Source organism: Mesobacillus maritimus (assembly GCF_044803185.1).
Classification (GTDB): domain Bacteria; phylum Bacillota; class Bacilli; order Bacillales; family Cytobacillaceae; genus Mesobacillus_B; species Mesobacillus_B maritimus_B.
Genome location: NZ_CP085225.1, coordinates 4,659,442 through 4,682,395 on the forward strand (window position 1 = coordinate 4,659,442; position 22,954 = coordinate 4,682,395).

At 38.9% G+C, this 22,954-nt stretch carries 24 protein-coding genes; 9 read left to right on the plus strand and 15 right to left on the minus strand.

Annotated elements, in window-relative coordinates; genetic code table 11:
* Positions 1-352: 352 nt before the first annotated feature.
* From LG336_RS22625 to LG336_RS22640, 4 genes are all read right to left on the minus strand, one after another.
* A complete protein-coding gene (locus LG336_RS22625) occupies positions 353-1,609 on the minus strand; it encodes a Ger(x)C family spore germination protein (protein WP_404329696.1) in 1,257 nt (418 codons plus the stop codon).
* The gene (locus tag LG336_RS22630) at positions 1,587-2,693 is read right to left on the minus strand and encodes an endospore germination permease (RefSeq protein WP_404329697.1); all 1,107 of its coding nucleotides are present in this window, start codon (positions 2,691-2,693) and stop codon (positions 1,587-1,589) included. The genes LG336_RS22625 and LG336_RS22630 overlap by 23 nt, the downstream gene beginning before the upstream one ends.
* Positions 2,690-4,240: a spore germination protein gene (locus LG336_RS22635; protein WP_404329698.1), complete on the minus strand. Its 1,551-nt coding sequence runs from the start codon at positions 4,238-4,240 to the stop codon at positions 2,690-2,692. The genes LG336_RS22630 and LG336_RS22635 overlap by 4 nt, the downstream gene beginning before the upstream one ends.
* Positions 4,241-4,615: 375 nt before the next feature.
* On the minus strand, positions 4,616-4,807 hold the full coding sequence (locus LG336_RS22640; protein WP_404329699.1) for a hypothetical protein: 192 nt from the start codon (positions 4,805-4,807) through the stop codon (positions 4,616-4,618).
* 146 nt (positions 4,808-4,953) lie between these two features.
* Here LG336_RS22640 and LG336_RS22645 point away from each other — a divergent pair, with 146 nt between their 5' ends.
* Positions 4,954-5,949 (plus strand): potassium channel family protein, encoded by a 996-nt coding sequence (locus tag LG336_RS22645; RefSeq protein WP_404329700.1) that lies wholly within the window; start codon positions 4,954-4,956, stop codon positions 5,947-5,949.
* Here the strand turns inward: LG336_RS22645 and LG336_RS22650 are convergent.
* The 3 genes from LG336_RS22650 to LG336_RS22660 form a co-directional block, all read right to left on the minus strand.
* Positions 5,946-6,347, minus strand: coding sequence for a YugN-like family protein (locus LG336_RS22650; RefSeq protein ID WP_404329701.1), 402 nt, complete (start codon positions 6,345-6,347; stop codon positions 5,946-5,948). The two genes, LG336_RS22645 and LG336_RS22650, sit on opposite strands and share 4 nt — an antisense overlap.
* A gap of 298 nt (positions 6,348-6,645) precedes the next feature.
* Entirely contained in the window at positions 6,646-7,995 is a 1,350-nt protein-coding gene (locus LG336_RS22655; RefSeq protein WP_404329702.1) for a glucose-6-phosphate isomerase, read from the minus strand.
* Positions 7,996-8,242: 247 nt separating this feature from the next.
* Positions 8,243-9,406 carry an iron-containing alcohol dehydrogenase gene (locus LG336_RS22660; RefSeq protein ID WP_404329703.1) on the minus strand — a complete coding sequence of 388 codons (1,164 nt, stop codon included), beginning with the start codon at positions 9,404-9,406 and terminating at the stop codon, positions 8,243-8,245.
* A 166-nt stretch (positions 9,407-9,572) separates the two neighbouring features.
* Between LG336_RS22660 and LG336_RS22665 the strand changes: the two genes are divergently transcribed.
* Complete coding sequence (locus LG336_RS22665; RefSeq protein WP_404329704.1) at positions 9,573-9,809, plus strand: DUF378 domain-containing protein; 237 nt, start codon at positions 9,573-9,575, stop codon at positions 9,807-9,809.
* A gap of 351 nt (positions 9,810-10,160) precedes the next feature.
* Here the strand turns inward: LG336_RS22665 and yugI are convergent, their stop codons facing one another.
* Positions 10,161-10,538: a S1 domain-containing post-transcriptional regulator GSP13 gene (gene yugI, locus LG336_RS22670; RefSeq protein WP_404329705.1), complete on the minus strand. Its 378-nt coding sequence runs from the start codon at positions 10,536-10,538 to the stop codon at positions 10,161-10,163.
* A 238-nt stretch (positions 10,539-10,776) separates the two neighbouring features.
* Between yugI and LG336_RS22675 the strand changes: the two genes are divergently transcribed.
* Positions 10,777-10,977, plus strand: coding sequence for a helix-turn-helix domain-containing protein (locus LG336_RS22675; RefSeq protein ID WP_404329706.1), 201 nt, complete (start codon positions 10,777-10,779; stop codon positions 10,975-10,977).
* A gap of 337 nt (positions 10,978-11,314) precedes the next feature.
* Here LG336_RS22675 and LG336_RS22680 read toward each other — a convergent pair whose 3' ends face one another.
* Positions 11,315-12,490, minus strand: coding sequence for an aminotransferase (locus LG336_RS22680; RefSeq protein WP_404329707.1), 1,176 nt, complete (start codon positions 12,488-12,490; stop codon positions 11,315-11,317).
* A complete protein-coding gene (locus tag LG336_RS22685) occupies positions 12,490-12,990 on the minus strand; it encodes an Lrp/AsnC family transcriptional regulator (RefSeq protein ID WP_404329708.1) in 501 nt (166 codons plus the stop codon). The genes LG336_RS22680 and LG336_RS22685 overlap by 1 nt, the downstream gene beginning before the upstream one ends.
* A gap of 374 nt (positions 12,991-13,364) precedes the next feature.
* Between LG336_RS22685 and LG336_RS22690 the strand changes: the two genes are divergently transcribed.
* Positions 13,365-14,207: an alpha/beta fold hydrolase gene (locus LG336_RS22690; protein ID WP_404329709.1), complete on the plus strand. Its 843-nt coding sequence runs from the start codon at positions 13,365-13,367 to the stop codon at positions 14,205-14,207.
* 691 nt (positions 14,208-14,898) lie between these two features.
* On the opposite strand, the gene LG336_RS22695 is transcribed toward LG336_RS22690, so the two are convergent.
* The 3 genes from LG336_RS22695 to LG336_RS22705 form a co-directional block, all read right to left on the minus strand.
* Positions 14,899-15,159 (minus strand): DUF1871 family protein, encoded by a 261-nt coding sequence (locus LG336_RS22695; protein WP_404329710.1) that lies wholly within the window; start codon positions 15,157-15,159, stop codon positions 14,899-14,901.
* A 99-nt stretch (positions 15,160-15,258) separates the two neighbouring features.
* Positions 15,259-15,447 (minus strand): hypothetical protein, encoded by a 189-nt coding sequence (locus LG336_RS22700; protein ID WP_404329711.1) that lies wholly within the window; start codon positions 15,445-15,447, stop codon positions 15,259-15,261.
* A gap of 99 nt (positions 15,448-15,546) precedes the next feature.
* Entirely contained in the window at positions 15,547-16,275 is a 729-nt protein-coding gene (locus LG336_RS22705) for a peptidylprolyl isomerase (protein WP_404329712.1), read from the minus strand.
* Positions 16,276-16,393: 118 nt separating this feature from the next.
* Here LG336_RS22705 and LG336_RS22710 point away from each other — a divergent pair, with 118 nt between their 5' ends.
* Positions 16,394-16,774, plus strand: a complete 381-nt coding sequence (locus LG336_RS22710; RefSeq protein ID WP_404329713.1) for a kinase-associated lipoprotein B — start codon at positions 16,394-16,396, stop codon at positions 16,772-16,774.
* A 240-nt stretch (positions 16,775-17,014) separates the two neighbouring features.
* Here LG336_RS22710 and kapD read toward each other — a convergent pair whose 3' ends face one another.
* Together kapD and LG336_RS22720 are read right to left on the minus strand one after the other, a co-directional pair.
* Entirely contained in the window at positions 17,015-17,635 is a 621-nt protein-coding gene (kapD, locus tag LG336_RS22715) for a 3'-5' exonuclease KapD (protein WP_404329714.1), read from the minus strand.
* Between the two features lie 209 nt (positions 17,636-17,844).
* A complete protein-coding gene (locus tag LG336_RS22720) occupies positions 17,845-18,072 on the minus strand; it encodes a hypothetical protein (protein ID WP_404329715.1) in 228 nt (75 codons plus the stop codon).
* Positions 18,073-18,310: 238 nt separating this feature from the next.
* Here LG336_RS22720 and LG336_RS22725 point away from each other — a divergent pair, with 238 nt between their 5' ends.
* From LG336_RS22725 to LG336_RS22740, 4 genes are read left to right on the plus strand one after another with little or no spacing between them, the layout of a single operon-like run.
* Entirely contained in the window at positions 18,311-20,719 is a 2,409-nt protein-coding gene (locus LG336_RS22725; RefSeq protein WP_404329716.1) for a Na+/H+ antiporter subunit A, read from the plus strand.
* Entirely contained in the window at positions 20,716-21,138 is a 423-nt protein-coding gene (locus LG336_RS22730) for a Na(+)/H(+) antiporter subunit B (RefSeq protein ID WP_404329717.1), read from the plus strand. Before LG336_RS22725 ends, LG336_RS22730 begins: the two co-directional genes overlap by 4 nt.
* Positions 21,138-21,479, plus strand: coding sequence for a Na(+)/H(+) antiporter subunit C (locus LG336_RS22735; RefSeq protein ID WP_404329718.1), 342 nt, complete (start codon positions 21,138-21,140; stop codon positions 21,477-21,479). The genes LG336_RS22730 and LG336_RS22735 overlap by 1 nt, the downstream gene beginning before the upstream one ends.
* On the plus strand, positions 21,472-22,953 hold the full coding sequence (locus LG336_RS22740; RefSeq protein WP_404329719.1) for a Na+/H+ antiporter subunit D: 1,482 nt from the start codon (positions 21,472-21,474) through the stop codon (positions 22,951-22,953). The genes LG336_RS22735 and LG336_RS22740 overlap by 8 nt, the downstream gene beginning before the upstream one ends.
* Position 22,954: the final 1 nt, after the last annotated feature.

Below are 22,954 nucleotides of genomic sequence, written 5' to 3' on the forward strand. Positions count from 1 at the left end.
TACTCCTTATGAGAAATTTTTTCCCATTACGCATTAGTAGATGTGGTAATTTTTATGTACTTTGTTTTATAACTTATGAGATGAGGTAATCATACTCCTGACCCCAGTGATTGTAAAGAGAATAAATTCCGACAAAAAGCAGCTCCTTTTAGATGTAAAAGAGCTGCTAAATCTATTATTCCTTTATGTTTTAAAATACGTAAAATACGGGAGTACTAATGCAATAGAAGCGAGTAGAAACACAGCTATAGCCCCGATTTTATTTTTATTCTTCCATAATGATATCGCAAAACCCATTGTATACAGAAAAACCATTATAACAGCAATGCCTATAAAAATATTCATGCTTCCTTCAATCCCTTACCCCCTCATAGCTAGGTGTTCTTGGTTGTCTGCCGAATTTCCCGAAACGAATTTCCACATCAATGTCTACCTTCATTTCAGGATAGGTTTTCATCCAGTCAAAATCCATATACTCCTGTAAGGTTTTAAATTCCCTTCTTGCATGTAATGACCAACCGAATGGCTCTGCTTTAAATTCTTCTTGACTAATTCGGACAACTTCCATTGCTTCGCTTTCCATTTTCTTTTCTAATGCATTGCGTAATTTCTCTACCTTCTGTTTACTTTCAACAGGGTTTTCCATACTTGGATCAGTTAGTATATCTAGAGTCAACGGAAGTGTTACATGGATTCGTGGTGGCTTGGCTTTCAAATCCATTTTCACCTTCGTTTTTTTTTGTTTCATGATTCTTACTGTTATATGATAGTCCTCTTTAAAGGGGTCTGGGAACACCGTCAGAACATCACGAACGGTTATCGCATCATGTAAAAACATGACAATTCTGTTTTCAACACCTGTCAGGGTACCAATCATTTTCCCTTCTAAGAAAACAGCAGAACCAAGAAACTGTGCGTTATTTGCATCTCCTTCCACTCTCAAATCGCCTGCAAGGGCATCCATCTCATTTATCCGAAATTTGTCCTTTTTAGTGCGTACTTGGGAGGTGGCATATGCGCTTAAGAATAGATTAGCATCCTCCTCAGTCACTCTAAAAAAATGATGCAGTTCCGAGTCAGGTATGACGCCTATCTCAGTGCCACGTTCAAGCATAAACTCATAGTATTTATGTGGTCGTCTTAAAAATTTCGGGTTGTTTTTTTCAAAAAAATCTTTAACCTTCTCCTTGGTCACAACTAAAGTGACATCTCGTTTTATTTCTCTATCCTTTTCGGCCGTATAAAGGAAACGAATGAATTCTTCTTCTTGCGCAAATTCTTCAGAAACAAAAATAACACTTAATAAATCATAGGAAATTTCTCTTGCAATGATCGTATTTGCGTTATTCCTCATCGAAACAAAGTCTGATGCACGCATCGTTACCGTCATTAAGGAGGGTTCATCCGTAGACCCTCCTGCTGGTGACGTGCCGACCTCCGGATTCGCAATCAAATAGGTTACATTTATCTTCCCTTTTTCTTCTGCTTTATCTATTCCGATTCCGATTACAAACACTTGCCGATCAAGTCCTTTTTGGTCCCAGCATCCTGCTAAACTCAACAAAAGGAGATACAAGAGACAGATTTTACAAATCCTTTTTAACTTCATTTTTAAAGTCCCCCCTTACCTTAGCGACAAGCCACATTAAGCAGGGTAGAATTAAGAAGATTGGGCTTAGAATTGTTAGCAGTTGCTCTCTTAAATAAGGGACAGTGTGGGTTGCGTTATTGGGAGTAATCCCAAGAAAAATAATGAGAACCACCATCACTGGGACAAGATACTCATATTCCTTAATTTTAAATATCGCCCCAAATAATACGAGAACCAGATATAAATAAAACGCAAATCGAATAAATGCTGCAATTAACCAAAAAGGCAAAAAAATACTCTCCACATTGTTTAGAAATCCAATCGAGATATAAAGAATTAACTCGTGAAAGGGATAGCTAATTACCTCTATTGAAGTAAAATCAAAGAGCATGACATAGATGATTAATGCCACGGTTATCTCTATTAAAACAACAGAAAACGCTAAAAGTGTTCCCTTCTTAAATTCTTTGAAAGTATTCACAACGGGAGCAATGATTCCTACGAAATAAAAATCAGCAAAAATCGACACTTTACTTGCGGATGTTTTGACGATTTCCGAGGCTCCTGGTCCCCATAACGGAAATATAAACTTTAAATTTCCTTTTGTAAAAGCAAGGATAAGCGCAAAAGCCAAGGTCGTTTTCAAGTAAAAAAGGGCAACCCATGCTGCTGAACCAATATGTTCAATCCCTTTTTTCGCACCATAACCACACACAATCATCAAGATGATATAGAGAGCAATTGAAGGTGTCTTTGTAAAATAGATTGTACTGATAATATTTACATATGTAGCGGTATCGAGCACTACGGCAGCGAAACCAAAAGCAAGCATGCCAACTGATAGGATGTTCCCTAGAATGTTGCCAAACAGATGAAGGTTGAGTTCATGTAAACTTTTATCCCTATGAACTGAAAACACTTTTATTATTAAAAAGATTGGTACCACAGTTAGGACACCGATTAACAACATTGAAATCCAGGCTGAATTTTTTGCCGTACTATATAATAGCGTTGGAGTATCATCTGATAGTTTCGTCCCAACTGTTAATAAAACAATCGCCACATATTCTCTTATTCCAATTTTCCCTTCTGTCTGTTTCATTTTGCAGCCCCATCACTTTTCTTTTTCAAATCGGTTGGCTTTAAATAACCAGGTCGAAACTGTTCATTTGTGATGACTCTTCTAAATATCGTATCTCCTGATGAGACATAATTAGGGGTCATTGGCGATAAATACGGGACACCGAAAGATTTTAAGGAAACTAAATAAAAAATTCCTATCGCAAACAAGGAGGTCATTCCAACAATTCCGAAAAGACCCGAAGCAAAAATAAATAAAAACCGGATTATCCTTAGTGCAAAGTTTAAGCTGACATCGCTAATGGTAAAAGAGGTTAAACCACTTAGGGCAACTACAATAATTACGATAGGACTAATAATATTTGCTTCTACTGCTGCTTGTCCCAGAATCAAAGCCCCTACAATACCGATTGTTGGACCCATCGGATTAGGAACTCTTAGTCCTGCCTCCCTGATTAGCTCGAAAGCAGCCTCCATTAGAAGAATTTCAAAAAAAACAGGAAATGGAACCTTTTCCCTAGATCCGGCGATAGCTAACAATAAATCTGGCGGAATCATTTCAGAATGATAAGAGGTAACAGCAACGTAAATTGCGGATGTAAAAATCGTAATAAACATTGCCATCGCTCTGATAAACCTAACAAAGTTTCCGAAGAAAAACCTAAGATAATGTTCCTCAGGAGTATGAAAAAAAGACCAAAAAGTAGCCGGAAGGATAAGAGCATCTGGCGAATTGTCCATTAACAAAATAATATGTCCATCTTCTAAAAAAGAGGCCGCACGATCTGGTCTCTCCGAATAAAGAATACTCGGAAAGAGGGATAATCTTCTTTCTTCGATATACTGCTCTAATAGGGAAAGGTTCTGGATCGCGTCGATATCAAGAGACTGTAGTCTCTTTTTTATATTGCCGACAAGTTCATCATCTGCAAGATTGCGAATATAAAGCATAAACACTTCATTCTTTGATCGCTCCGAAATGGTTACCGATTCCGCAATCAAACTTTCATTTTTAATCCGTTTTCGAATTAAAGATAAATTGACAATCACCTTTTCGGTGAGGGCTTCTTTCGACCCCTTTATTAACACTTCATTTTCTGCTCTTTCTACTGCTCTTCCTTGAAAATTTGCACATTCAAATGCGTAGGCTTTGGTAACGTTATCAACAAAAATGACCGCATTACCAGTATTGATATTGGTAACGGCCTCGTCAATGTCTGGAAGTGATGTTACATTTTGTGTTGAAATGATTTGATCAATTCTAGCATTCGTTTCAGTAGCTAGTAATAGTGGCTTAATTGCACTATCTTCAACTGTTCTAACATCCGTAATCGAACTGATAAAAAAGAAAGCAACACGTTTACCAGTACCGCCTATCCTAAATTCTCTAAACTTAACATCTGTATTATCAGGGAACTGATAAATCTTTTTAATTAGTTCAATATTTTCATCGATTTGGTGAGATACAGGCTGATTCTTCTGATTTGCTTGATTGCCTAGGGTATCCTTTATATTGACTCGCTTCAGTTTCTGCTTGCGCCCCGTCAGTTTTTTCAGAAGTCTAAACATGATCAGCCCTCCCCATTTCTAGCCTAAATCTAAATAATGGTACTGTAGTTAGATATTTACCAAATCCCCCTTTATTATGAATTTTATTTATAAAAGTTAGGCGAGATTGAGAGTAACATTAAAAGAATACATAAAAAAGGACTGTTGGCGTAAAGATTGTTGTTAAAATTGTAAAAATCTTAAAGCCGATTTTAACGCAAGGTAAGTTATTTTGTACTTTATAGTAAGTTTGCAGCTCTATTCTCATAATTAAAATGCTATTTTTCAGTGAAACAAAGCTTCATCCACCCTACCTTGTATCCAAAAGCAACAAAGTTTGAGAAAAGAGACTAAAAAAAGAAGGCGTTTCCGCCCTCACGCAAAAATATAAGTCAATTATCTCCAGGTTTTACTAAAGAGAGTTCTAAAGCCGATATAGAGAAGTGCAAATGAGAAAATGAGAATAACAAGGACTGCGACAATTTCTAAAAACGCAGCGAGACCTACCAATATCCCTATGGCTTTAACCCTTAAAAGGGCAAACCCTACAAGAATACACGCAAAAAAAAGAAATGCGGTATAATTCATTATTGATTCCCTCCTTTGATTTTAGATTATGCGTCTAACATCCAAATGGGTTGGGTGCTTGCACATCTTTTCTGTTGTTTCACCTTTCCTCTTTTTGGCAATAATATTTAAGTGAATCATTTATGTTTTAAAGGAGTGAAAAACTTGTGCCGCAACATCTTTATATCCGCTTTGTCAGATTACCGCTTCTTTTAAGGATTCTACTCATAACTGCTATCTTAATTTGTCTTTTCGGAGTTTTCATTCACTTATTAGAGCCGGAGAATTTCCCAACTGTTTTTGACGGGATATGGTGGGCGGTCATTACCGCTTCTACGGTTGGCTATGGGGACTACATCCCACTTAGCCTTTCGGGGAGACTGACCGCTGTGTTGTTGTTATTAGTTGGTGCAGGATTTTTATCTACCTACTTCGCTACATTGTCGAGCATTGCCGTAACCAAACAAGATGAATATCAAAAAGGGGAAGCTCATTATAAGGGGGAAGGTCATTTAATCATTATTGGTTGGAATGAGCGTTCAAAAGAAATCATTCGTTCTTTCTCAGAAACAAAACAGCCCATTATTCTGATTGATGAATCACTGAAAAGCAATCCATTGCCCTTTCACCATCTCCATTTTATAAAAGGGAAGGCATTACGAGACGAGGTGTTGATTAGAGCCAATATCGGTCAGTCCCAAAAGGTTATCATAACAGCGGATCAAAACTTAGATGAGCTTCAAGCCGATATGAATACAGTCCTTACCCTTTTAGCCATTAAAGGGCTAAATCCTGACATTCTGTGCATTGTTGAGATTTTGACTGAAGAGCAGTTAAATAACGCTAAACGTGCTGGAGCGGACGAAGTAATTAAAACAAATAAACTCACAAGTGCGATTATATTAGACAGTATTCATTCTACAGGGATGGTAAATCCACTTTCAGATTTATTATCTCAATTAAAAAGTGGGATTCAACTCAGGTATCTTCAAACGACCGGAGATACGATAGGGAAAAGCATTAGGCAAGTTAGTTTATATTTTTTAGGAAAAGAGGCCATTTTGTTAGGCATAAAAAAAGGGGAGGAAATTCATGTCCATCCCCACCCTGATATGACTGTTGAAAAAGAAGACCATCTTTTGGTTATTAGCAATAAGCCTTAAAGCAAAGTGGATTCTACTTCTTTTAGGAGAGATTGTCCAATTTCTACGTATCGAGTCGGAACGTCTCCATCTTTTTCGTCTGGTTCGGAAAATTGGTTAAAGGCGGCAGTAGTATTACTACTATGCGCATGATCATCTAAGCCTTTTTCATAGACATGGGCTAAAAGAAAAGGGCGAGATATTTCAACCCTACATCCATCAACATCTAGCTGTCCTTCTATGGCATCAAAGGGGATTCTTAAAAAGAGGTACCCATCTTTATCTGAAATTTTATAATCAAAACTACCGTGGTCATAATCCCAGTTGCCGCCAATTGTATAGCCCATCGGTTTTAACTTTTCTTCAAGTTCGGACAAGACTATTCGGTGCCCTTCAATCCTTGATGGAATTTCAATCATGTTTTTCTCCCCTTCTCTTTTTTTCTCTAGTCTTTGTCAAGCAGGAGAATTTCATCAATAAAAAAGAGTGCCATTTTTTCACTGGCACTCTTTTCGTTAGGCTCTTTTCTCAAAATTCGTTGCTTTTGAATATAAAAACAATTATTTAAGCAAATTCTATTCTGCAAAAATCTTCAATTATGAGAAAAGAGCCTGCAAATGGATATAAAACGAACTAACTAGCTGTACTTTCGTTAAAATCGGCTCTTGGATTTTAACAACACTTTACAAAAACTCCCTTTGTTATGTTGTTGAAGTATTATTTCAAGCGTTTTTCTAGCTCGGCTTTCTTTTCTTCAAAGCCTGGCTTCCCTAAGAGCGCAAACATATTCACCTTATACGCTTCTACACCAGGTTGGTCGAATGGATTCACACCAAGGAGATAACCACTCATTGCACAAGCTTTTTCAAAGAAATACACTAGATAACCAAATGTATACTCATCAAGCTGCGGAATGGAAACAATTAAATTTGGCACGCCACCATCTGTGTGAGCTAATAAAGTTCCCTCAAACGCCTTATTGTTAACAAAGTCCACTGTTTGACCAGCAAGATAATTCAAGCCATCAAGGTCATTTGCTTCCTTTTCAATTGTTAATTCATGACGTGGCTTTTCTACTTTTATAATCGTTTCGAAAAGATCTCGACGGCCTTCTTGTACATATTGGCCAAGAGAGTGTAAATCAGTCGAGAAATTAGCGGATGAAGGATAGATTCCTTTTTGGTCTTTTCCTTCACTTTCGCCAAACAATTGTTTCCACCACTCTGAAAAGTACATTAAAGACGGCTCGTAATTGATAAGCATTTCAATCGTTTTTCCCTTATTGTAAAGAACATTACGAACAGCCGCATACTGATAAGCAAGGTTATCTTCAAGCTCTGACTGGCTAAAATCTTCTCTGGCCTGAGCTGCCCCGGTCATCATGGCCTGAATATCAGCACCACCAACGGCAATTGGTAAAAGCCCTACTGCAGTCAATACTGAATAACGTCCACCCACATCATCTGGAATGACAAAACTTTCATAACCTTCTTCATCAGCTAGCGTTTTAAGCGCTCCTCTTGCCTTATCCGTTGTAGCATAAGTACGCTTTTTTGCCTCTTCAGCTCCATACTTTTCTTCAAGAAGCTTACGGAAAATCCGGAAGGCTAGCGCAGGTTCCGTCGTTGTCCCAGATTTTGAAATGACATTAATCGAAAAGTCTTTACCCTCAAGTAAATCCATTAAATCTTTCATATATGTAGAGCTAATATTGTTCCCAACAAAGATGACTTGCGGTGTTTGTCTCTTCTCTTTTGGAAGAGCATTGTAAAAGCTATGTTGTAAAAACTCCAACGCTGCACGTGCTCCTAAATAAGAACCACCAATTCCAATGACTAGCAAAATATCGGAATCACTTTTAATCTTCTCGGCTGCTTTCTGAATGCGTGCAAACTCCTCTTTGTCATAGTCCACAGGCAAATCAATCCATCCTAGAAAATCACTTCCCGCTCCTGTTTTTTCATGTAAGGAGTGGTGAGCCACTTTAACAAAATCCCTTAAATAGGTAACTTCATGCTCTCCAAAAAAGCTCAAAGCCTTTGAGTAGTCAAAAGAAATATGTGCCATTCCTGATCCTCCATATCGTTTATTCTTTTTCACTTTAACCAAAGCTGGTTCAAGAATCAAGGTGCCCTAATAAATGTAAGCGCATGCGTAATAAATTTTTACAAAACATTTTTTCTATAACGTAAGAAAATGAACTAAATATACATGATTATGGTAAACGGGATATTGATTTCGCTCCAATCACATATCAATACAAAAAATTAAAAAAGTTCCAGTATAAGTACTGGAACCCTTGAAATTCATCGTTTTATAGCGACATCTGATAAATTTTAAGAACATCCTCTTTGGTTAACTTAGTGAAATTCCCGAACTCACCATTAATCATTGCTTTATCGGCCATTACCTCTAGCTTGCTATCATCAATGTCATAATCAGCTAGGCGTGATGGTGCACCAATGCTATTCCAAAATTCTCGGAGTTTTTCAATTCCTTCTAGTCCTACTTCCTCAGCTGTTTTTCCTTCTGGGTTGACGCCAAAGACACGTATTGCTAGCTTCTTGAAGCGCTCTGGCTTCACATGTAAATTATGCTTCATCCAGTTAGGGAATAAAATCGCCAAGCCGCCACCGTGCGGAATATCATAAACGGCTGAAACTGCATGCTCAATATTATGAGTGGCCCAATCTCCTCTATATCCCATTGAAAGCATTCCATTTAAAGCCATTGTTCCAGAATAAAGAACAGTTGCTCTGTGTTCGTAGTTTTCTAAATCAGCAAGTAGTTTTGGAGCAGTCTCCATCACTGTAAGCAGTAACCCTTCACACATCCGGTCCTGAAGTTCTGTATTTTCTTCAAGATGGAAGTAATGCTCAAACACATGCGACATCATGTCGACAATCCCGTAGATCGTTTGGTTTTTAGGGACTGTATAGGTATTGACTGAATCAAGGATTGAAAATTTCGGGAAGACTGCTGGACTGCCCCAACCGTATTTCTCATTTGTTTCCCAATTGGTGATAACTGAACCAGCATTCATCTCTGAACCCGTTGCAGCAAGCGTTAGAACCGTTCCAAAAGGCAATGCTTCTTTCGCGAACGCCTTTTTGGTTACGATATCCCAAGCGTCTCCATCATACTTCGCACCTGCGGCAATTAACTTGGTACAGTCTATAACACTTCCGCCACCAACAGCAAGCAGGAATTCAATACCCTCTTCTTTACAAATCTTAACTCCCTTATGTACAGTTGCAAGACGAGGATTAGGCTCTACACCAGCTAGTTCATGCACTTGCGCTCCTATGCCACTGAGTAAATTCATGACATTATCATAGAGTCCATTTCGCTTAATGCTTCCTCCGCCGTAAACTAGAAGGACTTTTTTTCCATACTTAGGGACTTCCGTTTTCAGTTGTTCTAGTTGATCCTTTCCAAAAATAAGTTTTGTCGGATTCCAAAATGTAAAATTATCCATATAAAATCACTCCCTTATGACTATTATCTAAAAAATAATTACTCTTTGCAAAATATTACTATTCCCTAAACTTTTAGTAAATATTTTTGATTTACAAGGGTGTAGATGAATAAAAAAACTGGAGCAGAGTCATCTTAATATTGACATACTAAAAGGAGGAAACCTCATGAGTACACTACAGCGTATAGCATTAATCCTTACCATTATCGGCGCAATTAATTGGGGGCTAATCGGCTTTTTTCAATTTGATTTAGTTGCTTCACTATTCGGTGGTCAAGGTGCCGCTCTCTCAAGAATTGTCTACGGCTTAGTAGGACTTGCCGGGTTAATCAACCTGGGCTTGTTATTTGCTCCAAGCGAAGCTGCGGAAAGACAGCAGGGTACAGAGCCAAATCGGTCATAAGACCTCTAATTTTATTCTAGTGGCAAAAATCCGCTTGAAGGCGGATTTTTTACTTTCTTTATATAAGGCTTTTTTCTCAAACTTTGTTGCTCTTTGATACAAATTCGGTTAAATTAAGCTTTGTTTCCCTTCAAAGTACCCTTTTATTAATGAGAAAAGAGCGCGCAAACTTCTTATCACGTACCAAATAGCTTATCTTGCGTTAAAATCGGCTTTAGGTAGTAAAAATCGGCTCTAAGATTTTTACAATTTTAACAACAATCTTTACGAAAACAGCTTTATATAAACACAGGGTTTAAATCAACCACCAAGAAAAAGCTGCATCATAGGATGCAGCTTTTTGTTTTTAAATTAGATTTTTGATTGTGTAATCCACTCTTGAAGCTTGTCTTTTAGTGTGTTAAATCCTTGGGAATCATCATCTTGATTAATGATTGCCGCTGCACGCTTTCTAGCTTTTTTTACTTTAACAGGCTGCTCAGGAGCTTCCTGTGTTGCACGAATAGAAAGACCAATTTTACCTGCTTCTTCATCTACAGATAGAACCTTAACTTGGATTTCATCTCCAACTTTTAAGTGATCATTGATATCTTTAACAAATCCATGAGTAATTTCGGAAATATGAACTAGACCTTGTGTGTTGTCGTCTAGTGCAACGAACGCTCCATAAGGTTGAATTCCGGTCACCTTTCCCGTTAATATGCTACCTGCTTCGATTTTTTCAGTCATGAAAACACTCCTATTTTTTATGATTATACATCTCTTTTATACGCAATAAAAAATTATACCATGTTTATTAAAAAATATCAAAACATTCTTTTTTCGTAGGAAGTCTTGACCGGCCATAAATGATATTTCCCTCCTATTTTCAAACAGAAATTAACGAATTGTTCATTTAAATGAGCTATAAGATGCTCTTTTCGTGATAAAATAATAGTTAGAATATTGAATAAAGAGGTGAAGAACGATGGCTTCAATCGGTGAAATGATTAAATCTCTCAGAGAAGAACGTGGATTGAGCTTGGAAGAGTTAGCAGCAAGAACACGGGTCGGGAAGGACACGATGGAGAAATATGAATCCGGAGAAAAGGTTCCAACGAATCAAACAATTTTAAAACTGTCCACCGTTCTAGATGTCCCTGCATCCGTACTGTTAAAAGATAAGTAAAAGTTTTTTTATGGCGATCTAAAATTCCAGATCGCTTTTATTTTTTGTATAGATTTGGCAGAAATGGTTATGCTATAAGTATAAGGCTTTCTAGTATTCCCCCCCTTTTTTAAAGGGCAGCCATTTTGGCTGCCCTTCTTTTTGTATTCTTGGCTCTTTTCTCAACCTTTGTTGCTCTTGAATACAGTATGGGTTGGCTGAACCTTTGTTTCACTTCAAAGTAGCCTCTTAATTATGAGAAAAGAGCAGCAAACTTCCTATAAAGGACGAATTAGCTTATCTTGCGTTAAAATCGGCTTTAAGATTTTAACAACAATCTTTCGAAAACAGACTTAGTCTAGGAAGACGCTCGTTTCTCTAGGAAGCTGCGAATTCTCTTTATCGCTTCTTGAAGCTGTTCAATCGACGTCGCATAAGAACAGCGAATAAATCCTTCTCCACTTTCGCCGAATACACTTCCCGGTACAACAGCCACCTTTTCTTCCATTAAAAGTTGTTCAGCAAATTGGTCAGAAGTCAGTCCAGTTGACTGAATGGACGGGAAAACGTAAAAAGCACCACCTGGTGAGTGGCAGGTTAAACCTAGTTCATTGAAGGAACTAACCATGTAATTTCTCCGGCGGCGATAACTTTTCCGCATCTCTTCTACTTCGTCGCGACCGTTTTTCATGGCCTCGAGTCCTGCATATTGGGCCATTGTTGGCGCACACATCATGCCATATTGATGAACCTTAAGCATGGCAGCCGATATCTCCTCAGGGGCACAAACAAATCCAAGACGCCAGCCTGTCATCGCAAACCCTTTAGAAAATCCTGAGATCAAAATGGTTCTTTCCTTCATCCCGCTAATGGCAGCCATGCTCGTGTACGCCTCGTCATAGACAAGCTCAGCATAAATTTCATCAGAAAGGACAAGGAGGTCATACCGTTCGGCAATCTCCGCAATCTGCTGTAATTCTTCCTTGTTGAGCATCGTACCCGTTGGGTTATTTGGAGAACAAATCATGATTGCTTTCGTTTTAGAAGTAATCGCGGATTCAAGTTTTCCTGGCGAAATCTTAAATTCCTGCTCTGTTTCCGCCTGTACATGTATAGGAGTCCCTCCAGCTAAAGTGACCAAGGGACTATAAGATACAAAACAAGGTTCAACGACTATGACTTCATCCCCGGGGTCGAGGATGGACCTCAAGGCAATATCAATTGCTTGGCTTGCTCCCACCGTTACGATAATCTCACTTTCTGGTTGATACATCACGCCGAATTCGCGTGCCATATAGGCTGCGATTTCCTGTCTAAGCTCCAATAGTCCGGCATTAGCCGTATAGGAAGTGTAGCCTTGCTCAAGCGAAAGAATAGCCGCCTCTCTAACCGTCCAAGGTGTGACAAAATCTGGCTCACCTACACCAAGTGAGACAACCCCCTCCATTCCGGAGGCTAGGTCGAAGAAACGCCGAATTCCTGAAGGTTTTAAGTCATTTACAGTTTTGGACAAATAAGCATTTGTTGTTTTCATTATGGAGACACCACAATCCGTTTATCTTCTTCCTCCGGATCAAAAATCGTTCCATCATGTTTGTATTTTTTCAAAATAAAATGAGTGGTCGTTGAGATAACTGAATCAAGGGTGGAAAGCTTATTAGAAACAAATCGAGCCACCTCATTCATCGAGCGGCCTTCAATAATAACCGACAAATCGTATGCGCCTGACATCAAGTAGACAGACTTCACTTCTTTGTAGCGATAGATTCGTTTTGCAATTTCATCAAACCCTACCCCTCGTTTCGGGGTAACTTTCACATCAATCATGGCGGTTACTCCTTCATGTCCATCAATCCTAGACCAATCAACAATGGAAGTGTATCGAACAATGATTTTAAGATTTTCTAGTCTATGAAGCAGGTCTTCTGTTTCATTTACGGCAAGGCCAGTCATCGCAGCTAGGTCTTCCGTTGAAGTCCGTGAATCCTTCTCGAGAATCTCAACAATTTCTAATTCTTTTTCTGAAAGCTGCATAATATCCTCCTCAATAATAAAGGCTGTTTTCTCAAAATTTATTGCCTTCTGATATAAAATAGGTGATAAAACTTTGTTTCACGACCAAAATAGCTTGTTAATTTTGAGAAAAAAGCTTAGCACATTATATTTATAGTACCAAATAGCTTTTCTCGCGTTAAAACCGGCTTTAGGTAGTAAAAATCGGCTTTAAGATTTTTACAATTTTAACAACAATTTTTACGAAAATAGCCATATTAAATAAAGCTATTATATCAAAATTGTCTGAAACATTATATCTTATTTTCCCCCGGTTTTGCGAGAAGAAGTAAAATTTTTTTTAAAAAGGACAAACTAGCCAAAGAATGGTTATCGGGGAGGGCGATGTTACAATTATGGAGAAATCTCATTTTGCTGGAAGCAAAACTATAAACGGCATTGAGTTATACTACGAATACTACAACCATCCAACTTCTAAGGAAACCGTTGTTTTGATACACGGATTTTTATCATCTCTTTTTAGCTACAGACATTTGGTTCCATTATTAAAAGAGAGATTTTCAATTGTGTCTGTTGACCTTCCTCCATTTGGTAAAAGCGGACACTCTGCAAAATATCAATACACTTTTAAAAATATGGCCCTTACGATTGTACATCTACTGAACACACTTGGCATTACAGACTATCATTTAGTCGGTCATTCAATGGGAGGACAAATTGTCCTTAATATTCTTCACCATTATCCAACCCAAGCAAAAAAGGCTGTTTTGCTTTGTAGCTCAGGTTACTCAAAGCGAGCGAAACAATCACTCATACTTGCAAGTTACTTGCCCTTCTTCTATTTAATGATCAAAGTGTATTTAGCACGTTCGGGGATTGAGAAAAATTTAAGGAATGTTGTTTATGACCAACGATTAATCAACGATGAAATGCGGGAAGGTTATCTGAATCCGTTTTTAGAAAATAGCATCTTTAAAGGACTAACAGGCCTGCTCCGACACCGCGAAGGGGATCTCCCTCCAGAGGTACTCCACCAGATTCAAACACCTTGCCTCTTAATTTGGGGAGAGTATGATAAGGTTGTGCCCTTGCAAACTGGAAAACGATTAGCAGAAGACCTCCCCAACTCAACCTTAACGGTTCTTGAAGATACTGGGCATCTTGTCCCTGAAGAAAGACCGCAAGATGTTTATCAGCATATTAAAAACTTTATTTTCGAAGTAGCCGAAGAAGAGTAAAGGCAAAATCCATTCTACAAAAAAGTATTAACTACCTTATATATAAATTGAATTGGAGGCATCTATTTTACAGTTGGGGTTATTGCTGGATACTATGGTAATTAGAGTGGCTCTATTTTACCGTTTGACCATATTTTGACCCTCCTCGGGCAATTAGAGCCGCTCTATTTTACCGTTTGACTTATTTTGACCCTCCTCGGGCAATTAGAGCCGCTCTATTTTACCGCTTGGCCTTGTTTTGGGCCTCTTTGGGCAATTAGAGCTGCTCTATTTTACCGCTTGGCCTTGTTTTGGGCCTCTTCGGGTAATTAGAGCCGCTCTATTTTACCGTTTGACCTTGTTTTAGGCCTCTTCGGGCAATTAGAGCTGCTCTATTTTACCGTTTGACCTTATTTTGACCCTCCTCGGGCAATTAAGAGCCGCTCTATTTTACCGCTTGGCCTTGTTTTGGGCCTCTTTGGGCAATTAGAGCTGCTCTATTTTACCGCTTGGCCTTATTTTGGGCCTCTTTGGGCAATTAGAGCCGCTCTATTTTACCGTTTTACCCTGTCCTAAGCCTCCTCGGGCAATTAGAGCCGTCCTTATTTGACTGAAAATACCGAGAAAGTTACCCTTTAATTACAAATAATGGACAAACTAAAAAAACGGCAACGTTCAGATAATTGAACGTGCCGTTTTTGGCTTATAACAATCAGATTTGGCAAGACCCTTGTTCTTTTAACGCAAGTAATGTTTTTGCCAGTAGCAAACATCCTTCATAGGGAAGAAGTTCTTCAAAAGAGTACTCGTAAATTCCTTGAACGCGAATCGCAAGTTTATGAGCATCATCTGTTTCGTGGACAGCGTAAATGACATCAGCGATTTCCGGATCATATTCTCCGTCACCACAACCAAACGGATCCCATTCATTCAAGATTTTCACAAGTTGTACGTTTAGTTCCTGTGCCTCCATCGTCATCACCTATTTTTTTCTAGATTTAAAAAACTATTTTACCATTCTTAAGGGAAAAATAAAAAAGACCCTAAGATTAGGGTCCAAACAATGATTTAACTACTTTTCCCGTTCGTCTTGTAAAGTTTGTTGCGGCGCATGTTCAGCTTCTTTTTTCGAAACCTTAATAAAAAATCTCATTACAAAGATAGCTGCAATAAATGCACCAATCATCCAAATGGCGGCTGGAATATATTCAGATTTATCTTCCGGAAAATAAAGAAATAAAGATAACACAAGCCAATTCATTTCCTAGACTTCCTTTCTGCCAAGAGGCAGTCATTCATGCTCCTATTATAGCATATCTATTAGTTCATTCACTTTAAAAGCTTATCATCGCCAAATGGTTTACTGAAGGACCTCTATTTTCTCAATCACAACATCTTCTACCGGTTTGTCTCCTGCCTCTGTCTCTACAGCTGCAATCTTATCGACAACATCCATCCCTTCAATTACTTGTCCAAAGACGGTGTGATTAAAATCAAGCCATGGTGTGCCACCATTTGCTTCATAAGCATCGACAATTTGTTCAGGATATTCTTTTTCATAGCCTCCTTGGAAGATGGAGTTTTGAACGATAAAAAATTGGCTACCATTTGTATTCGGACCAGAATTAGCCATGGATAAAGCACCACGAAGATGAAATAAATTATTGGAAAACTCATCTCCAAATGGCTCACCATAAATGCTTTCTCCTCCTCTTCCAGTCCCTTCTGGGTCACCACCCTGGATCATAAACTCATTCATAACTCGATGGAATGTAACTCCCTCATAATAACCTTTTTCACTATGAGTGATAAAATTTTCTACAGCCTTTGGGGCTTGTTCCGGAAATAACTTAATTTTCATCTTTCCTAATGATGTTTGCATTTCAACGAGCCTCTCATTTTCAGCAACCTCGTTTGTTAACTGTGGAAAATAGTCACTCTCAGGGATAATCTCTTGCTCTGCTGTATTTTCACCTATTTGATCGGATTCCCCTGTTTCATTCCCATCTTCTAGAGATTCAGAGTTTGACCCACAAGCACTTAAAATCATTAAGGTTAAGGCTAATAAAATCATCAATTTTTTCTGCATCGTTTACCCTCCAATTCTCGAATTAGGTACTTTAAACACCCATTTTGTTTTTTTTCCTTATATGTTCCATAATATAAACTAAGATATTTAATAAATCCAGAGATAGGGGGAGATTTAAGTGAGTGATTTTAAAGTTGGAGACAAAGTAACAGGTATTTATAAAACTGGAAAATACGCTGGGGAAATTACCGATATTCGTCCTGAACACTATCTAGTCCGTGTTTTAGCAGTTTTGAAGCATCCTATGCAAGGAGATTTACATAGCCCGAAGGACGTTGAGGTAGGATTTTTCCACGAACGCCGTGCTTTGGCCTTTAGAGAACAAGCCAATATCCCAAAGAAAATGGTAAAATCATTTGAAAATGACATTCCCGATTACCAAACATCGCTAAAAGACGCGATTGCTCAATTCAAAGAAGCATTACAAAATGATGAATCACAATGGGCAGCTCAAAGCATCAAAAATATCGAAACACTCGAAAAGGATTATTTTAAATAAGAAAAGCGCAAGCGCCCTGTCCAGCGGCGTATGGCCTGGAGCACTCCAACTGAGATAAAGGAAACACGGAGAGCCGGAGGCGATTCGATGTTGACGCAATCGTTGCGGCGGAGAGCGAAGGACACTAGCCGCTAGGGCGCTGGAGCTAGACAAATAGAAAAGCGCAAGCGCCCTGTTCAGCCGCGTATGGCCTTTATAGAGTAAACAAAAAGCCAGTTCAACTAAACATTGACCTGGCTTTTAGGCAAATTTATTAAAAAGCTTTGATAAATCAATCCGATCCCCAATTGTCGTTGGTTTTGGCTGCTTTAAGTATTGTTTATCTTTTTCAACAAGTTTATAAATATGATAGGTTGTAAGTGCATCATCAAGAGCGCGGTGATGTCTTCCAGTACCTTCTCTTCCGTACTCTTGAACGGCCTTCCAGAGACCCGTTTGATTCTGATCCCCAAAGAAGCGCTTGTACTCCATTGAAAGGTCAACCTCTTTTCCTGAAAGCGGGAACTTTAGTCCTGCTTGTTGACAATTATGTCGAAGTACTTTCATATCCATATTTCCCCATGTGATAACAAGTCCCGGTTGCTGATTGTCCATTGATTTCAACTTATTTACGAGTTCATCTAAAGAGATGCCTCCATCTACTTGCTTCTGAGAAATGTTTAAAAACGACCTACATCGCTCAGACAGTCTTGGGAACCTTGTTGGTACGACAAAGGATGAAAATTCTTCGAGGATCTTTCCATTTTCTACAAGAACTATTCCAGCTTCAATAATCTCTTGGTAAAACCCTTTCTTTCTCCCATGTCGGTCAGGCATCGTAAATTCAAAATCAATAAAAATAGCCCGATTCTTCTTCTCCATTCTCCCCCAACTTTCTTTTGAAACTTATCTAATTTTTCTGTTTTATACATTATATTTTTACTATTATAGCATGTTTTTTAGCCCGTTTTTTTAATTTTTCTGTAATTTTATGTTTCCGTAAAAAAACTTTAACTTTTTTTCAAAAAAAGAGAACCTTTTTCTGTTTTAATCGTATAAAAAAAAGGATGAACACTTGTTCATCCTTTTTACTATCTTCCGTCAGATGAAATAATTCTGACGTATTCCCTTGGAGCAAATATTTCATACCTTTTCAATTCAAGATATGACCCGTCGCCTAATTGCTGAACCTGAACCATTCCCGGTGTCTCGTCTACGGTAGGATCGTAAAATTCACGGCTAAGCTGTCGGTCGAGGGTGATTGCACCGATTAGCAAAATGGTAAACAAGGACAGGCAAACGATGACTTTCCTCACCATAAACATCCCTCCATCAACATTAGGATGCCAATATTTACAGGGATTTATACTCACCAATGCATTGCAGTGGCTAAAGTGCATGAGGTAGTCATTTACGATATAATGAGTTTTGTGATAAAAAGGGACAGTCCCTTATCATTTGTTTGCTATTGGCGGCTTTGGTTAGAATAAGCATTGAAATGTAAAAAGTGGGTTGAAGAGTGTAACAGAAACTAATTATTTAAAGGAGGTTATACATTTGTCTTTGCTTCATCTCGCCATTATTTCACCATTGATATTGGCCATTTTTATTCCTTTAGTACATAAAGCTTTCCCAAAAATTCACACTGGCTGGTTTCTCCTGCCACTTCCAATTTTATTGTTTGTCTATTTTTTATCCTTCCTCTCCGGAGCTATAAAAGGGCAAGCAACGATGGAAACTTTATCGTGGATTCCATCACTTGGAATTGATTTCACGGCAAGGGTGGATAGTCTAGGGTTATTGTTTGCTTTGCTTATTACAGGAATTGGGGCGCTTGTTGTTCTTTATTCCATTTATTATTTATCAAAAGAAAAAGAAAAACTAAACCAATTTTACGTATATTTGCTTTTGTTCATGGGAGCGATGTTAGGGGTCGTACTTTCGGACAACCTAATCGTTTTATACGCATTCTGGGAACTAACTAGCTTTTCATCCTTTTTATTGATTGGTTATTGGAACCATCGAGAGCGGTCTCGCTACGGTGCGCAAAAGTCAATGCTCATTACGGTGTTTGGTGGCTTATCCATGTTAGGGGGAATCCTTCTCCTTTACCTAATGACGGGAACATTTAGTATTTCAGAATCAATTGGGCTTGCTGAAATGATTGTTACCCACGAATTGTTCGCTGCAGCACTGATTTGTTTTTTACTGGGTGCATTTACAAAATCAGCTCAGTTTCCATTTCATATTTGGTTACCGGACGCGATGGAAGCACCAACACCTGTTAGTGCTTACTTACACTCTGCAACAATGGTTAAGGCGGGGATTTATTTAGTTGCCCGTTTAACTCCAATCTTTGCTTTTTCTGGACTTTGGATTTGGCTTATAGCTGGAATCGGGATTATCACCTTATTCTGGGGCTCATTCTCTGCTGTTAGACATACCGACTTAAAGGGGATATTAGCGTATTCGACCATTAGTCAGCTAGGGCTCATAATGTCGCTATTAGGAATCGGGGCGGCAGCACTCCATTATCCAAGTATCGATGCTGGTTTTTATACCGCAGCCGTAACTGCAGCTGTCTTCCATTTACTAAACCATGCTACATTTAAAGGCAGTCTGTTTATGATGGTCGGAATTGTAGACCATGAAACAGGTACACGAGACATCCGGAATCTTGGCGGCCTAATGACCATCATGCCAATCACCTTTACGATAGCCGTCATCGGGGCCTTTTCTATGGCAGGTCTACCGCCGTTTAATGGCTTCTTAAGTAAGGAAATGTTCTTTACAGGTATGCTTCGTGCACAGGAAATTGGCTTTTTCAATATGGATACGTTTGGCCTCATATTCCCAATTTTGGCTTGGGTAGCTAGCGTATTTACTTTCATTTACAGTATGATTATTGTGTTCAAGACCTTCACAGGTAAATTCCAACCTGAAAAATTAAAAGTAAAGCCTCATGAGGCACCAATCGGAATGCTAATTTCTCCTGTTATTCTCGTTTCATTAGTTGTGCTTATTGGGCTTTTCCCTAACACGGTTGCTCCATTAATTAAGGGGGTAATGGGTTCGATATTGCCACAACTTATTGATGAAGGTTTGGAATTTGATGTTCACATTTACCATTGGCATGGGTTCGATTCAACCGAACTTTGGATGACGATTGGCGTAGTGATTGTAGGGGTTCTTCTATATAAATACATGTCAAAATGGACAGGTGTTTATACAAGAATGCCGGAAAGGTTCTCTTTTAACGCCGCCTACGATAATGGATTGGCCATGATTCAAAGGGGAGCCAATTCATTTACCAATGCCTATATGACGAATTCAATTCGCACCTATCTAATGTATATCTTTGCGTTTTTCATACTCAGTCTTGGTACTACCTTAGTGGTTAAAAACGCATTCATACTCGATACATCGACTGTTGCGGAAATCCGAGCTTTTGAGGTTGTATTAGTGGCAATAATTGCAATCGGTTCGATTTCTATTCTCTTTGCCAAATCACGGATGACCTCCATCATTTTACTAGGAGCGGTTGGTTATTCGGTATCACTGTTCTATGCGATATTCAGGGCACCAGACTTAGCCTTAACGCAGTTAGTTATTGAAACCGTATCGGTTGCCCTCTTCCTTCTCGCTTTCTACCACTTACCGAAGATAAGCAGACACGAAGAGAAAAGAACATTTAAAATTGGCAATGCCATCATTTCTGTTGGAGTCGGAATCGTCGTAACCTTAATTGCTCTATCTGCACACAGCAGTAAAGCATTTGATTCGATTTCTCAATACTATATTGAAAATACGTATAAAAAGGCTGGCGGAGAAAACATGGTGAACGTAATCCTTGTGGACTTCCGGGGCTTTGATACCTTGTTTGAAATTGCGGTTCTCGGAATTGCTGCCCTTGGAATCTTCTCCTTGATCAAACTGCGGCTAACAAGGGGGAAAGAACAGGGATGAAAACAAATAATGTCATTTTACAAACAGCAACAAAGGTGATTGTATTCATCATCCTTTTATTTTCGGTTTATATGTTTTTTGCCGGTCACTACGAACCTGGCGGAGGATTTATAGGGGGCCTAATGGCATCGGGTGCAATTGTTTTACTGCTCATCGCTTATGACATTAACACGGTCAAACAGATCCTTCCGTTTAACTTTATTAAGGTTACGGCAATAGGGCTTCTGTTTTCAGCAGGGACCGCAGCAGGGGGACTCTTTTTTGATAAACCAATGTTAACCCACTGGTTTACCTACGTTCATCCCCCATTGTTAGGGAAAATGTCCCTTCATACAGCCGTTCTTTTTGATATAGGAGTCTTTTTAGTCGTCGTTGGCGTGACGATGACCATTATTCAAACGATTGGAGAGAGCGAATAATGGAAATTTTAATGGCATTTCTTGTTGGAATTATCTTTATGTCAGCCACATATCTTATGCTTTCCAAAAGCTTACTCAGAATTATTGTTGGAACTGGCTTGCTAAGTCATGGGGTTCACTTGCTTTTATTAACGATGGGTGGCTTAAAAACCGGGGCTGCTCCCCTTCTTGGGCAGCATGCTGAAGCCTATACAGATCCACTTCCACAAGCTTTAATTTTGACAGCCATTGTTATTAGCTTCGGAATCACTGCATTATTTTTGGTTGTTGCCTATCGGAGCTACCAAGAGCTTGGTACCGACAATATGGAACTCATGAGAGGAAAGGAAGGAAATGAATAGTTTAATCACATTACCGTTACTCATACCATTTTTCACAGCGATTATCCTCATCTTTTTTGCGAAGAATGTACCCGTTCAACGCTGGATTGCGACAATAGGTTCTGTCTTAACGATAATCGCTGCTGTTACTCTAGCTGCAACTGTTTATACAACTGGAATCCAAACGATGCATTTAAGCAACTGGGAAGCACCGTTTGGAATCACACTCGTTTCAGATATGCTGTCATCACTTCTTGTCCTGACCACAAGCTTAATTGCCTTTGTATGTCTGCTATACTCCTTCAGATCGATTGGAAAAGAACGGGAGGAGCACTATTATTATCCTGTATTCTTCTTCTTGATTCTGGGTGTTAATGGGGCATTTACAACCGGTGATATCTTCAATATGTTCGTCTTCTTCGAGGTCATGTTGATGGCATCCTATGTTCTCTTAGTATTGGGTGGAACGAAAATTCAGCTTAGAGAGACGGTCAAATACTTACTTGTGAATATCATCTCTTCTGGATTGTTCGTCGCCGGTGTTGCTTATCTTTATTCAATCGTTGGTACCCTGAACATGGCTCATATTTCATTGAGACTTCATGAGTTGGGTCAATCCGGAATTGTCACAGTCATCGCCGTATTGTTTTTAGTTGTATTTGGGATTAAGGGAGCTATTTTCCCGCTTTATTTCTGGCTCCCTGGCGCCTACTACGCACCTCCAGCCCCTATAATGGCATTGTTTGGTGCTTTGTTAACTAAGGTAGGGGTTTATTCCATTACAAGAACCTATACCCTGTTTTTCACACAAGATGTGGGCTATACACATGGATTACTTGAAATTCTATCCATCATTACCGTTGTCATCGGTGTAATCGGGGCAATCGCTTACTCTGATGTTAAGAAAATCATCATTTACAACATAATCGTTGCTGTTGGGGTTATTCTTTTTGGAGTATCAACCTTTACACAAGAGGCCCTTACAGGCTCAATCTTTTATCTTATTCATGACATGATCATTAAAGCGGCTTTATTCCTGCTAATCGGTATCATGATTAAAATCGCTGGTACTAGCAATTTGAAAGAAATGGGTGGCATGATTCACCGTTATCCTGGACTTGCTTGGACTTTCTTTATTGCTGCACTTACTTTAGGTGGGATTCCCCCACTTAGTGGTTTTATCGGTAAGGTTTTGATTGTGCGCTCTGGGTTTGAAGCAGGGAATTATTGGGGGGCAGGCATCGTTCTGCTATCGAGTCTATTCGTTCTCTTTTCTGTCATGAAAATCTTTATTAATGGCTTTTGGGGAGAAGCTCGTGAGTATACACCAAAAGAGAAACTGCCTGTAAGATGGTTGCTAACTGCTCCTGTGATTCTAACTATTTGCGCCGTTCTTTATGGACTCGGGACAGAGGCCATATATCCAATCATTTCGACTGCTGCCGAGACACTAAGTAATCCGGAAATCTATATTAAAGCAGTTTTAAAGGAGTAGT